General features: G+C 34.2%; 15 protein-coding genes. 10 read left to right on the plus strand and 5 right to left on the minus strand.

The genetic code is table 11. From position 1 onward, the window contains the following. Positions 1–30: 30 nt before the first annotated feature. Positions 31–1,389 carry a glycerol-3-phosphate transporter gene (gene glpT, locus KI230_RS01600; RefSeq protein WP_001010111.1) on the minus strand — a complete coding sequence of 453 codons (1,359 nt, stop codon included), beginning with the start codon at positions 1,387–1,389 and terminating at the stop codon, positions 31–33. Positions 1,390–1,700: 311 nt separating this feature from the next. On the opposite strand from glpT, the gene KI230_RS01605 reads away from it, so the two are divergent. Genes KI230_RS01605 through KI230_RS01615 form a run of 3 tightly spaced genes read left to right on the plus strand, consistent with a single transcriptional unit; the run spans position 1,701 to position 4,282 of the window. After that, entirely contained in the window at positions 1,701–2,627 is a 927-nt protein-coding gene (locus tag KI230_RS01605; protein ID WP_045177517.1) for a VOC family protein, read from the plus strand. Between the two features lie 13 nt (positions 2,628–2,640). Beyond that, positions 2,641–3,702: an LLM class flavin-dependent oxidoreductase gene (locus tag KI230_RS01610; protein WP_045177518.1), complete on the plus strand. Its 1,062-nt coding sequence runs from the start codon at positions 2,641–2,643 to the stop codon at positions 3,700–3,702. 13 nt (positions 3,703–3,715) lie between these two features. Then, positions 3,716–4,282, plus strand: a complete 567-nt coding sequence (locus KI230_RS01615) for an NADPH-dependent FMN reductase (RefSeq protein WP_045177520.1) — start codon at positions 3,716–3,718, stop codon at positions 4,280–4,282. Positions 4,283–4,341: 59 nt separating this feature from the next. On the opposite strand, the gene KI230_RS01620 is transcribed toward KI230_RS01615, so the two are convergent. Next, positions 4,342–5,337, minus strand: coding sequence for a YeiH family protein (locus KI230_RS01620; protein ID WP_000157629.1), 996 nt, complete (start codon positions 5,335–5,337; stop codon positions 4,342–4,344). A gap of 64 nt (positions 5,338–5,401) precedes the next feature. Between KI230_RS01620 and KI230_RS01625 the strand changes: the two genes are divergently transcribed. From KI230_RS01625 to KI230_RS01645, 5 genes are all read left to right on the plus strand, one after another. Continuing rightward, on the plus strand, positions 5,402–5,620 hold the full coding sequence (locus KI230_RS01625; RefSeq protein WP_138271804.1) for a hypothetical protein: 219 nt from the start codon (positions 5,402–5,404) through the stop codon (positions 5,618–5,620). Positions 5,621–5,699: 79 nt separating this feature from the next. Beyond that, on the plus strand, positions 5,700–6,245 hold the full coding sequence (locus KI230_RS01630) for a GNAT family N-acetyltransferase (RefSeq protein WP_006191812.1): 546 nt from the start codon (positions 5,700–5,702) through the stop codon (positions 6,243–6,245). Between the two features lie 267 nt (positions 6,246–6,512). After that, positions 6,513–7,367, plus strand: a complete 855-nt coding sequence (efeO, locus tag KI230_RS01635) for an iron uptake system protein EfeO (protein WP_000737196.1) — start codon at positions 6,513–6,515, stop codon at positions 7,365–7,367. Then, positions 7,364–8,593, plus strand: coding sequence for an iron uptake transporter deferrochelatase/peroxidase subunit (efeB, locus tag KI230_RS01640; RefSeq protein WP_000186223.1), 1,230 nt, complete (start codon positions 7,364–7,366; stop codon positions 8,591–8,593). The genes efeO and efeB overlap by 4 nt, the downstream gene beginning before the upstream one ends. Beyond that, the gene (locus KI230_RS01645; protein WP_045177525.1) at positions 8,574–10,286 is read left to right on the plus strand and encodes an FTR1 family iron permease; all 1,713 of its coding nucleotides are present in this window, start codon (positions 8,574–8,576) and stop codon (positions 10,284–10,286) included. Before efeB ends, KI230_RS01645 begins: the two co-directional genes overlap by 20 nt. A gap of 91 nt (positions 10,287–10,377) precedes the next feature. Here the strand turns inward: KI230_RS01645 and tatC are convergent, their stop codons facing one another. The 3 genes from tatC to KI230_RS01660 all read right to left on the minus strand — a co-directional run bounded on the left by tatC (position 10,378) and on the right by KI230_RS01660 (position 11,809). Beyond that, on the minus strand, positions 10,378–11,079 hold the full coding sequence (tatC, locus tag KI230_RS01650; RefSeq protein WP_072384825.1) for a twin-arginine translocase subunit TatC: 702 nt from the start codon (positions 11,077–11,079) through the stop codon (positions 10,378–10,380). Between the two features lie 16 nt (positions 11,080–11,095). Continuing rightward, positions 11,096–11,320, minus strand: a complete 225-nt coding sequence (locus tag KI230_RS01655; protein ID WP_138277881.1) for a twin-arginine translocase TatA/TatE family subunit — start codon at positions 11,318–11,320, stop codon at positions 11,096–11,098. A gap of 99 nt (positions 11,321–11,419) precedes the next feature. Then, complete coding sequence (locus tag KI230_RS01660; RefSeq protein WP_000886005.1) at positions 11,420–11,809, minus strand: DUF1398 domain-containing protein; 390 nt, start codon at positions 11,807–11,809, stop codon at positions 11,420–11,422. 240 nt (positions 11,810–12,049) lie between these two features. Between KI230_RS01660 and KI230_RS01665 the strand changes: the two genes are divergently transcribed. Both KI230_RS01665 and KI230_RS01670 read left to right on the plus strand, forming a co-directional pair. Next, positions 12,050–12,253, plus strand: coding sequence for a helix-turn-helix transcriptional regulator (locus KI230_RS01665; RefSeq protein ID WP_001246014.1), 204 nt, complete (start codon positions 12,050–12,052; stop codon positions 12,251–12,253). Further along, a complete protein-coding gene (locus KI230_RS01670; protein ID WP_045177534.1) occupies positions 12,250–12,963 on the plus strand; it encodes a DUF3169 family protein in 714 nt (237 codons plus the stop codon). The genes KI230_RS01665 and KI230_RS01670 overlap by 4 nt, the downstream gene beginning before the upstream one ends. Position 12,964: the final 1 nt, after the last annotated feature.

The following is a 12,964-nucleotide window of genomic DNA, read 5'->3' on the forward strand; positions in this document are numbered from 1 at the left end:
AGATAACCATATGACTTTATTTTTTATCATTTAATGATGAACGGTTTCTTGTCCTACTTTATTCCAAGTGAGGATAAAGCTCAACATTGCAAACACACTGATTGCTGTTAATAAAATAAAACCGACATCCCATCCGAATTTATCAACTACAGCACCTAAGACGATGTTGGCCATTACAGCACCAAACAGATAACCAAATAATCCTGTTAATCCAGCTGCTGTGCCAGCTGCTTTTTTAGGTACATAATCTAATGCTTGTAAACCAATTAACATAACTGGTCCATATATTAAGAAACCAATGGCAATTAATGAGACATTGTCTAACCAAGCATTGCCTGGAGGATTTAACCAATAAATTAATACAAATACTGTGACACCTAACATAAAGAAGAAACCTGCAGGTCCACGACGACCTTTGAATAATTTATCAGAAATGTAACCACATAATAATGTACCAGGAATTCCAGCCCATTCGTATAAGAAGTATGCCCAACCTGATGCTTTTAAGTCGAAATGTTTTTCTTCACTTAAGTAGACTGGCGCCCAATCAAGTACACCATAACGCACGAAATAAACAAATATATTTGCAAAGGCAATTGCCCATACCCATTTATTGTTTAGTACATATTTAAATAAAATTTCTTTTGTTGTTAATTCTGTTTCTAATGTTTTCTTATCGCTTGTAGCAAAGTCGTTTTTATAAATTTCGATTGGAGGTAAACCTTGAGATTGAGGTGTGTCTCTAATCAATACGTATGAAATTGCGGCAATGATAAGTGCTAAGAGTGCAGGGTAAATGAATACACCTTCGAAACCTTTTAAATAACCAAAGTTGATAAATGCTGTTGTTGTAATACCCCAAGCAGCAATAGGTGCCATAATACCTCCACCAACATTATGCGCAACGTTCCAAAGGGCAGTCTTACTTCCGCGTTCACTTACACTAAACCAGTGAACGAGAACACGGCCTGAAGGTGGCCAGCCCATACCTTGAAACCATCCATTTAAGAATAATAGGACAAACATAATACCGATACCTGATGTAAAGAACGGTACAAATCCCATTAACAAATTGACGATAGCAGTGAGTGCTAATCCAAGAACTAAGAATATCCGAGCATTGCTCCGATCACTTACAGTACCCATAAAGAACTTACTAAATCCATATGCGATGGAAACAGCAGAAAGTGCAAAACCCAGTTCCGCTTTTGTAAAACCTTGCTCTTGCAATGCTGGCATCGCTAATGAAAAGTTTTTACGTAATAAATAGTACCCAGCGTAACCGATGAAAATACCAAGAAATACTTGGAGACGTAATCGTTTATAGGTATCATCTATCTGATTTTCTGGCAAAGGCTTAATATGCTTTGCAGGTTTAAGAAAATTCATAAAATCCTCCTTAATATGTATTTATATGCATTTTGTGCGATAAACTTATATTAGACATGTATGAAAGCGTTGTCAATATACTTTTGTGAAATCTTGCATATTTAGTTATTGAAGTATTTTATAAACATTTAGAAAAAATAAATTGCTACACATAAATTTATAATTATGCAATTATTATGTCGTTATACATACTAGCTGTGTATCTACGAATGAGTACAAACATATTTTTATTTGCAGAAAAGGGGTAAATGGCATATAACTATCTTTTTTATGTAAGCTGGTATAAAATTTATACTAATAGGAGGGATAGTATGAATATAGTAGGGCATCATCACATATCCATGTATACAAAAGATGCAAAACGTAATAAGGATTTTTACACAAATGTCCTTGGATTACGATTAGTTGAAAAGTCGGTTAATCAAGACAATCCTTCAATGTATCATTTGTTTTATGGGGACGAAGTAGGTACAGCCGGAACAATTTTAAGCTTTTTTGAAATTCCCAATGCGGGTCATAAGCAGCCAGGTTCTGAAACGATTTATCGATTTTCTTTATTAGTACCAAATCAAGCGGCACTTCATTATTTTGAAAAACGTCTTGAGAATAATGGTATTAAGTCTGAACGTTTGTACTATCTTGGACAAGAAGGTGTTGTCTTTAAAGATGAAGACGACTTAGAAATCATATTGCTTGTTAATGATAGTTTTGAAGTACCACATCAATGGCAACATAACGCTTATAGTGAAATACCTCAAGCATATCAAATTTTAGGAATAGGGCCAGTCGAATTAAGAGTTAGAAATGCAGCGCGTACGGTAGAATTTTTGGAAAATGTCTTAGGTTATCGTAAAAGAGATGATAAATCATTCGATGTGCTGACATTAGCACCACAAGGTTTATATTCGGATTTTGTAGTTATTGAGCAACAGGGACAACGTGAAAGACCTGGACGAGGTTATATACATCATATTGCAGTTAATACACCACTAATGAGTGATTTAGATGCAATTTACAAGAAATTACAACAACAACCACAAAGTAATTCAGGTATAATTGATCGCTATTTCTTTAAATCATTATACTATCGCCATAATTCAATTATGTATGAATTTGCGACTGAAGCGCCTGGATTTACTATTGATACACCTGTTGAACAATTAGGAAGTCAATTGAACTTGCCTGACTTTTTAGAAGCAGAACGTGAACAAATTGAAAGTAAGTTACACGAAATATAAAGGAGAATGTTTAATGGCCAAATTAGAAATGAATAAAAATACACCTCTTGAGTTTGGTTTGTATTCCTTAGGTGATCATTTATTGAATCCATTTAAAGGTGAAAAAGTTAGTTATGAGCAACGTATTAATGAAATTATTGAAGCAAGTAAATTAGCAGATGAAGCAGGTATTGATGTTTTTGCAGTTGGTGAAAGTCATCAGGAGCATTTTACAACACAGGCACATACGGTTGTGTTAGGTGCAATTGCCCAAGCGACAAAGCATATTAAAGTTTCAAGTTCTTCAACGATTATTAGTGCAACAGATCCTGTAAGAGTATTTGAAGACTTCGCGACATTAGATTTGATTTCTCATGGTAGAGCCGAAATTGTAGCTGGCAGAGCATCAAGAACAGGTATTTTTGACTTGTTTGGCTATGATTTAAAAGACTATGATGAATTGTTTGAAGAAAAATTAGGTTTACTTTTAGAGTTAAATAAAACTGAGCGTATTACTTGGTCTGGAAAATATCGTCCAGAACTTAGAAATATGAAAATATTCCCAAGACCAATCGATAATACATTGCCAATATGGCGTGCTGTTGGTGGTCCACCTGCAAGTGCTATTAAAGCGGGAAAACAAGGTGTGCCAATGATGATTACAACCCTTGGTGGCCCAGCAATGAACTTTAAAGGTTCTATAGATGCTTATCGTCAAGCAGCAACTGAAGCAGGTTTCGATGTTTCGTCTAAGTCTTTACCAGTAAGTACAGCGAGTCTGTTTTATACAGCTGAAACAACTCAGGATGCTATGAGAGAATTTTATCCACATTTGAATACAGGGATGTCATTTATTCGTGGTGTTGGTTATCCGAAACAGCAATTTGCTAATTCGTCAGATTATCGAGAAGCGCTAATGGTTGGAAGCCCGCAACAAATTATTGAAAAGATATTGTATCAACACGAGTTGTATGGTCATCAACGTTTTATGGCACAGCTTGATTTTGGCGGTGTGCCATTTGAAAATGTTATGAAGAATATTGAGTTAATTGGCAACGAAATTATACCGGCGATTAAAAAGCATTTATCAAAATAGGAGGGGCGTCATCATGAATATTGTATTATTGTCAGGTTCCACAGTAGGTTCTAAAACGAGAATTGCTATGGATGATTTAAAAAATGAACTAGAAGTCATCAATGAGGGACATCAAATAGAGTTGATGGATTTACGAGAACTTGAATTAGAATTTAGCGTTGGAAAGAATTATCTAGATACTACAGGAGATGTATATAAATTAACGACGTCGTTAATGCAGGCTGATGTGATTTTTATTGGTTTTCCAATTTTTCAAGCTTCCATCCCTGGTGCTTTGAAAAATGTATTTGATTTGCTTCCGGTCAATGCTTTTCGTGACAAGGTAATAGGACTTGTAGCGACAGCAGGTTCTAGTAAACATTATTTAATTCCTGAAATGCATTTAAAACCAATATTGAGTTACATGAAAGCACATACGATGCAAACGTATGTATTTATTGAAGAGAAAGATTTTTCAAATCAACAAATTGTCAATGATGATGTTGTATTTCTGTTAAAAGCGTTGGCACAATCCACAATGCGAACTGCCAAAGTACAACAACAAGTGTTTGAAGAAGAAAACAACCAATACGACTTTTAAAGTATAAAAATAAGACGCTCGGCACACTAAATTTGTAAGTGTTTGAGCGTCTTTTCATATTAACTATATAGCCAATGAACGACGATAAAGGCAAGTGATGACAAGCATATTGAGGTAATAATGATTGTCATAAGCGGTTTAAGTGCGCGATTTTTAAGATCTTTAAATGCAACATTTAACCCTAAAGCAACCATGGCCATTAATAAGCAAATTGTTGATACAGTATTTAAAATATTTAGCAATGCTGACGGAATAGTTACATACGTATTCACTAAGGCCATAATGACAAATCCAATTAAAAAGTATGGAATACTTATTCGACCTTTGCTAGATGATTCTGATGAACGGAAACGCATAATTAAAATAAGTACGATGGTTAATGGAATCAGTAAGAATACTCTGCCAAGTTTGCCCAGCAGTGCAATTTTAAGTGCATCACTACCACCAAAGCCACCAGCTAGGACAACGTGTGCAATTTCATGAAGACTAACGCCAGACCAAGCGCCATAAACATTTGTCGTCATTGAAAAGATAGCGTAGATAGCTGTATATATAAGTGAGAATATCGTACCAATCAATGCGATGATACCGATACTAATAGCTGTATCCTTTTCACGTGATTTGAATATTGGAGCGACTGCGGCAATAGCAGCAGCACCACAAACGCCTGTGCCTACACCTAGTAATAATGCGATGTTTTTGTCACCATGCAACAGTTTGTTGACAAAGAGCATCATTACAATACTGAAAATAACGACACCTACATCGATGGCTAATAGTTTACTACCTTGACCGATAATATCGAATATATTGAGTTTAAGTCCATATAGGATGATTGCAAATCTTAATAAATATTTAGATGAAAACGTAATACCTGAGCTATATTGTTCAGGATATCCTCTAAAGTGACGATATAGAATAGCGATTAATATCGCGATAGTTAATGCGCCAACCTTATCTAAGATTGGCAATTTAGCTGCTAAAAAGCTAAATAATGCGACTATAAATGTTAATGATAGTCCAATCATAAAATGCTTATTTTTCAATGATGCCATGAGCAGTGCCTCCTTTAATAGCATTTTAGCACTGTTTTGTCGAATTTTTAAATATAAATTTGGAATGAATAATAAAATGGTATTTAAATTAAGTTGTGTTGTAGGTATCAAGGACATCAACCAAAGTAATAGGCACTACAACGCTTATTGGTGGGGCCCCAACAAAGAAGCTGACGAAAAGTCAGCTTACAATAATGTGCAAGTTGGGGATGGGCCCCAACAAAGAGAAATTCGAAAAGAAATTCTACAAGCAATGCAAGTTGGGGAAGGACAACAAATTTAAGGTACAAGGCGTAATATTAATATGTTATTATTATGATAATTTACAGAATTATATGAAAAATAAATGAGGGTGTGATGGTATGTTTGGAATGAAAGTGAATGAACAAATAATATTAAAAATTTTAGAAGCCCATGACACAGAAGCGCTTTTCAATTTAGTCAATCGTTCAAGAAATTCACTTAGGGAATGGTTACCTTGGGTAGATGCAACTGAGCAACCATCAGATACGCGTGCATTTATCAAAAGAGGACTTTTGCAATTTGCTGATGGTAATGGATTTCAGTGTGGCATTTGGTATGAAGGAACGTTAGTTGGTGTCATCGGTTTACATGAAATTAATCACATGCACAGAAAAACTTCATTAGGATATTATTTAGATAAACAATTTGAGGGTCATGGGATTATGACACAAGCAGTTGAGGCATTGATAAAGTATTGTTTCGAAGAGCTTGACTTAAACCGAATTGAGATTAGTGCCGCAGTTAATAATGAAAAAAGCCGGGCTATTCCTGAAAGGCTGGGATTTACTAGAGAAGGTATGTTACGTGACAATGAATTACTAAATGGTATTTATTCATCGAGTTACATCTATAGTTTATTAAAATCAGAATACGACCAAAAATGACAAATTAGACTTACAAAAGAGTGATGACATTTAAAATGGCATCGCTCTTTTATTTAATTTTTGAAAATAAAAGGTTGTTGACAGCATTATTTTATAACAATATAATGATTTTGATAATTATTATCAACTAGATGATGTTTATGGGAGGATGCTTTAAAACAGCCGTTTTAAGTGTAATGTATTATTTTAGCGTGTAGGGAATGCGAAAATAATATTTATAAGAACACATCTATGGGGATAATAGAATTTCTATAATGAGGTGTCAAAATGAAAAAGTTAACAACGCTATTATTAGCATCAACGTTATTAATTGCTGCATGTGGGAACGACGATAGTAAGAAGGATGATTCAAAGACATCGAAAAAAGATGATGGTGTTAAAGCAGAATTAAAACAAGCAACAAAAGCATATGATAAATATACTGATGAACAGTTAAATGAATTTTTAAAAGGTACAGAAAAATTTGTTAAAGCGATTGAAAATAATGATATGGCCCAAGCAAAAGCGTTATATCCAAAAGTTCGTATGTATTATGAACGCTCTGAACCAGTTGCAGAAGCATTTGGAGATTTAGATCCTAAAATTGATGCACGTCTTGCAGATATGAAAGAAGAGAAAAAGGAAAAAGAATGGTCAGGATATCATAAGATTGAAAAAGCATTATACGAAGATAAGAAAATTGATGATGTGACTAAAAAAGATGCACAACAATTATTGAAAGATGCAAAAGAATTGCATGCCAAAGCTGATACATTAGATATCACACCAAAATTAATGTTACAAGGTTCTGTTGACCTATTAAATGAAGTTGCAACTTCTAAAATCACAGGTGAAGAAGAAATTTATTCACATACAGATTTATATGATTTTAAAGCGAACGTTGAAGGTGCACAAAAAATTTATGACTTATTTAAACCTATTTTAGAGAAAAAAGATAAAAAATTAAGTGATGATATTCAAATGAACTTCGATAAAGTGAATCAATTATTGGATAAATATAAAGATAACAACGGCGGTTATGAGTCATTTGAAAAAGTATCTAAGAAAGACCGTAAAGCATTTGCGGATGCTGTTAATGCATTAGGAGAGCCACTAAGTAAAATGGCTGTGATTACTGAATGACAAATTATGAACAAGTTAACGATAGTACGCAATTTTCAAGACGTACATTTTTGAAAATGTTAGGTATTGGCGGTGCCGGTGTTGCAATTGGCGCAAGTGGTGTTGGTAGCATGTGGTCTTTCAAATCAATGTTCAATACACCAGAAGATCCGGAAAAAGATGCGTATGAATTTTATGGTAAAGTGCAACCAGGCATTACCACACCCACGCAAAAAACATGCAATTTCGTTGCGTTAGATTTGAAGTCAAAAGATAGAGATGCAATTAAGGCAATGTTTAAAAAGTGGACGGTTATGGCTGATCGTATGATGGATGGTGATACAGTTGGCAAGACGAGTAACAATCCTTTAATGCCACCAGTAGATACCGGTGAATCGATAGGATTAGGTGCAAGCAAGTTAACGATTACCTTTGGGATTAGTAAGTCTTTGATGAAGAAAATTGGGTTATCTAGTAAAATTCCCGATGCCTTTAAAGATTTACCGCATTTTCCGAATGATCAGTTAATAGACGATTACAGCGATGGTGATATTATGATTCAAGCATGCTCAAATGATTCGCAAGTATCCTTTCATGCGGTTCATAATTTAGTTCGTCCATTTCGAGATATTGTTAAGGTACGTTGGGCGCAATCTGGTTTTATCTCTGCTAAAGGTAAGGAAACACCTAGAAATTTAATGGCATTTAAAGATGGAACAATTAATCCTAGAAAGAGTAATCAACTTAAAGATTATGTGTTTATTGATGACGGATGGGCGAAACATGGAACTTATTGTGTTGTCAGACGTATTCAAATACACATTGAAACGTGGGATCGTACTGCACTGGAAGAACAAGAGGCTACATTTGGTCGGAAACGACATAGTGGTGCGCCGTTAACAGGTGGGAAAGAGTTTGATGAAATTGACTTAAAAGCGAAAGATAGTCATGGCGAGTATATTATTGATAAAGATGCCCATACGAGACTAGCGAAAGAAGCAAATACGTCAATTTTACGTAGAGCCTTTAATTATGTTGATGGTACGGATGACCGCACAGGTAACTTCGAAACAGGCTTGTTGTTCATTGCTTTTCAAAAAGCGACAAAACAATTTATCGATATACAAAATAATTTAGGTAGTAATGATAAATTAAATGAATATATTACACATAGAGGTTCTGCTTCATTTTTAGTATTACCAGGTGTTAGTAAGGGAGGATACCTTGGTGAAACATTATTTGACTAAATTTGTAGCAATGCTAATAACTGCTGCTATGGTGTGTAGCTTTGGGTTACTGAAAAGTCAGGCAGCAAAACAACAAAGTATTAGTGATGTATATAGTGTGATAACGGATGCGAAATCTGCACTTTCTAATAATTCGATATCGAATGACAATAAGCAGAAAGCAATTGAGCAAGTGGTAAGTGCAGTTAAGAAATTATCGCTTGAAGATAATAGTGAAGGTAATGCTGTCAAATCAGATGTGAGAAAGCTTGAAGATGCAAAAGCGAATGATAATCAAAAAGATACACTTTCGCAATTAACGAAGTCATTAATTGCTTATGAAGAGAAATTGGCTAGTAAAGATGCGGGTTCTAAAATTAAACTATTGCAACAGCAAGTCGATGCCAAAGATGCAGTAATGACAAAAGCGATTAAAGATAAAAATAAAGCGGAATTAGAATCTTTGAACAATAGTTTGAATCAGATTTGGACAAGTAATGAAACAGTGATTCGCAATTATGACGCAAATCAATATGGACAAATTGAAGTCGCATTATTACAACTTAGAATTGCAATTCATAAGTCACCATTAGATACGGCAAAAGTGTCACATGCTTGGACAACTTTTAAATCAAATATTGATCATGTCGATAAAAAAAGTAATACGTCTGCAAATGATCAATACCATGTATCACAATTAAATGATGCGTTAGAGAAGGCGATTAAAGCTATCGACGACAATCAATTGTCAGATGCTGATACATCACTTACACATTTTATAGAAATTTGGCCATATGTTGAAGGTCAGATTCAAACTAAAGACGGTGCTTTGTATACGAAAATTGAAGATAAAATACCATACTATCAAAGTGTATTAGATGAACATAATAAAGCACATGTGAAAGATGGCTTAGTAGATATAAACAATCAAATTAAAGAGGTTGTTGGCCATAGTTATAGCTTTGTCGATGTGATGATTATCTTTTTACGTGAAGGGCTAGAAGTGTTGTTAATTGTAATGACATTGACTACCATGACGCGTAATGTAAAAGATAAGAAAGGGACTGCAAGTGTGATTGGTGGTGCAATTGCCGGACTTGTACTGAGTATTATCTTAGCAATTACGTTTGTAGAAACTTTAGGGAATAGTGGCATTCTTCGTGAAAGTATGGAAGCGGGATTAGGTATCGTTGCGGTCATATTAATGTTTATCGTTGGTGTTTGGATGCACAAACGTTCAAATGCAAAACGTTGGAATGACATGATTAAAAATATGTATGCTAATGCGATTAGTAATGGTAATTTGGTATTGTTAGCGACGATTGGTTTAATATCTGTGTTGCGTGAAGGTGTCGAGGTTATCATTTTCTATATGGGGATGATAGGTGAGCTAGCGACCAAAGATTTTATTATTGGTATTGCTTTAGCTATCGTTATTTTAATCATCTTTGCGTTATTATTTAGATTTATCGTCAGATTGATACCTATATTCTATATATTTAGAGTGTTGTCGATTTTTATTTTTATTATGGGATTCAAAATGCTTGGCGTAAGTATTCAAAAGTTACAATTATTAGGTGCTATGCCGAGACATGTCATTGAAGGATTCCCAACGATTAACTGGTTAGGATTCTATCCAACTTATGAACCATTGATAGCACAAGCTGCCTATATTATGGTAGTTGCTATCTTAATCTTTAAATTTAAAAAATAAAAAACAGGCCGAGTGCCTGTTTTTTTGTTGCGATGTTGGAAATATTCGGTATTGCAGTATAACGATAATCACAGCATTAATTCGTATAAGGTTAATGTGTTGGCGGTTTGCCTCGGCATGTGAACTTAACAATGAACATGCTGAACTCAAAGAGCAATATGAGTGGCAATGTAAGTAATATATTTAATGTTAAATCGGGTGGTGCAATGATACTTGCTAATACAAAGCAAGCGAAATAAATATATTTTCGATAATGCTTCAATGATGTGGTATCTATAAGACCGAATTTTGCAAGTCCTATGAATAATATTGGCAATTGGAATAAAATGCCAAAAGTGAATAACCAACGTATAAGTTCAACTAAATACGCTTTAAAGCCAATCACTGGCGAAATGTTCAAAGTGGTTGATAATTTTAACGCGAATTGAATGATCATTGGAAAGCCAACATAAAATGCAAAAGCGACACCAGCACAGAATAATAACACGCTGAAAAAACTATATTTATAAATAAATTGACGTTCATTATTATGTAATCCAGGTGCAATGAATGCCCACAATTGATAAAACATGACTGGTGAAATGGAACAAAACGCGATGAAAAATATAATCATCACGTATATTTGGATCATTTCTGTGAATGAAAATGCATGTAAGGACACATGTGCACGAGTAATATACGTTATGAATGGTGTCATCCACCAAAATGATGAAACATATACGACGATGACCGTAATGACGAACGACAATAAAATTTTTACTAACCGATGGCGTAGTTCGCTAAAGTGAACCATTAATGTATCATCAGTACTATTGCTCTCGCTGTTGTTTCGATTCCTTACTGGGTGTATCGTAAGACTCTTTATCTAAATCTTCTGTTGCAGATTTAAATTCTTTTAAAGTAGAACCGATGGCACGGCCAAATTGTGGTAATTTTTTCGGACCAAAAATAATTAAAGCGATAATGCTAATGACGACAAGACTTGTTGGGCCTGTGATGCCTAAAATAAAAGTGTTAGTTATCATGATAATCAACCTCACTCATAAGTAGTATATAGTATTTACTTTATACCGAACGATAATGATTATCAATAAAATTTTATGAAATAATTAAAATGTTGCTATAAATATAGTTTATTGAGGGATTAATTCTGAAATAACAGCTTGGTCTTGCAAGTCGATATAAGTACAAGTGCCCGCTTGAATATCGATATGCCATTTATAAATGCCAGCTTCAGCCATTTCATCACAAAATGTTTCAAAATCTGTTTGCCCTTGTTGATGTCTTGTTAAGACGTCTTGAACTATTGTTTTGTTTGATTTTTGAGCAACAGGATGATTACTTTTTACAGATGACGTAACGATATCATCTTCTGATTGATGTACGTATGTTGCTGTACCATCTTGAATATTAACAATATTGTACGTCATACCCATATCCTTAAATGCTTTGAATAGTTTTGGAAAATCAACACCAGTAAATTGTTGATGTGCTTGTTGAATTGCAGATAATGTAAATGCCATAATAATCTCCTTTGAATGATTTGATTTAGTGAAAATGCGTGCATCATACTAAAATTAGAATGCTGTTAATTATGCAGGAAGGTGTAACGAAAGTAAACAATTATGACTTGTAGGCGTTGAGGTGTTTGTTTCAAAATGTCATACATAGGTGGACAATCATATTTTTTTGTGTGGATTTGACAAATATAGTTGTCAAAAAGACGCATATCATTTACAGTGTAGTTAAGGAGTTGATGCGATGTGCGTAATCGATTGAAAGAATTACGAGCACGAGATGGCTTAAACCAAACGCAACTTGCTAAACAAGCGGGCGTTTCAAGACAAACCATATCGCTAATTGAGCGAAACAATTTTATGCCATCAGTATTAACGGCAATAAAAATTGCTCGAATTTTCAATGAAACGGTGGAAACTGTTTTTATTATTGAGGAGGATGAGGTATGAAAATACTAAGATATATCGGATATCTTTTACTAGGTGGACTTGTAGGGGGTATCATTGGTGGAATTTTAGGTAATTTTGATGGATTGGGTATTGAGAACTTGACGTTTGCGACATATACCAATGTCGTTGTAATATCGATTGTTGCGACGATTATCATCATATTGGTAGAAGGCATTATTTTGATGAATCAAAGACGTGCATTGAAGTATAAGCAACTTGTAGATAAAGAGGTAGATATCGATGCAACAGATCAATATGAGTTGCTTGCGAATCGTTATGTTTTAAATGGAAGTATATTAAGTATTCTGCAGACAGTTATTGCTTTTTTAGTATTGCTTATTTTTGTGGTAGGGCACGCTGCAGCAAATGCAATACTATTCTTTTTAATACCATTTTTTGCTAGTGCTATTTTCAATACACAATTTACGCTGTTTAATAGAAGATTTGATGATAGAATGCCAAAAATTGCAGATAAGAATTACACTGAAAAGCGATTGGAAATATTGGATGAGGGTGAACGCCATATAGAATTAATTGCATTATTTAAAACATATGCGATCAACTTATCCATATTGATACTAGCCATTATTTTTATAGGGTCTTATTCAATTGCTACAGGAATTAATCAAAGCTTTAGTTTGCTACTTATCATTGCTATTTTCATATATAACGCCTTTAGTTATTTATTGAAGAGAAGACGTTTTTATTAAA

This window comes from Staphylococcus sp. MZ3 (assembly GCF_018622755.1).
In the GTDB taxonomy this organism is placed as follows: Bacteria; Bacillota; Bacilli; order Staphylococcales; family Staphylococcaceae; genus Staphylococcus; species Staphylococcus aureus.

What these genes read in the sequence shown, in the direction of transcription:
- KI230_RS01610 (WP_045177518.1), top strand. Translation starts at nt 2,641, where the DNA reads ATGGCCAAATTAGAAATGAATAAAAATACACCTCTTGAGTTTGGTTTG.
- KI230_RS01660 (WP_000886005.1), bottom strand. Translation starts at nt 11,809, where the DNA reads ATGGCATTTACATTATCTGCAATTCAACAAGCACATCAACAATTTACT.
- KI230_RS01615 (WP_045177520.1), top strand. Translation starts at nt 3,716, where the DNA reads ATGAATATTGTATTATTGTCAGGTTCCACAGTAGGTTCTAAAACGAGA.
- KI230_RS01670 (WP_045177534.1), top strand. Translation starts at nt 12,250, where the DNA reads ATGAAAATACTAAGATATATCGGATATCTTTTACTAGGTGGACTTGTA.
- KI230_RS01625 (WP_138271804.1), top strand. Translation starts at nt 5,402, where the DNA reads ATGAATAATAAAATGGTATTTAAATTAAGTTGTGTTGTAGGTATCAAG.
- KI230_RS01605 (WP_045177517.1), top strand. Translation starts at nt 1,701, where the DNA reads ATGAATATAGTAGGGCATCATCACATATCCATGTATACAAAAGATGCA.
- efeB (WP_000186223.1), top strand. Translation starts at nt 7,364, where the DNA reads ATGACAAATTATGAACAAGTTAACGATAGTACGCAATTTTCAAGACGT.
- tatC (WP_072384825.1), bottom strand. Translation starts at nt 11,079, where the DNA reads ATGGTTCACTTTAGCGAACTACGCCATCGGTTAGTAAAAATTTTATTG.
- KI230_RS01620 (WP_000157629.1), bottom strand. Translation starts at nt 5,337, where the DNA reads ATGGCATCATTGAAAAATAAGCATTTTATGATTGGACTATCATTAACA.
- KI230_RS01630 (WP_006191812.1), top strand. Translation starts at nt 5,700, where the DNA reads ATGTTTGGAATGAAAGTGAATGAACAAATAATATTAAAAATTTTAGAA.
- glpT (WP_001010111.1), bottom strand. Translation starts at nt 1,389, where the DNA reads ATGAATTTTCTTAAACCTGCAAAGCATATTAAGCCTTTGCCAGAAAAT.
- efeO (WP_000737196.1), top strand. Translation starts at nt 6,513, where the DNA reads ATGAAAAAGTTAACAACGCTATTATTAGCATCAACGTTATTAATTGCT.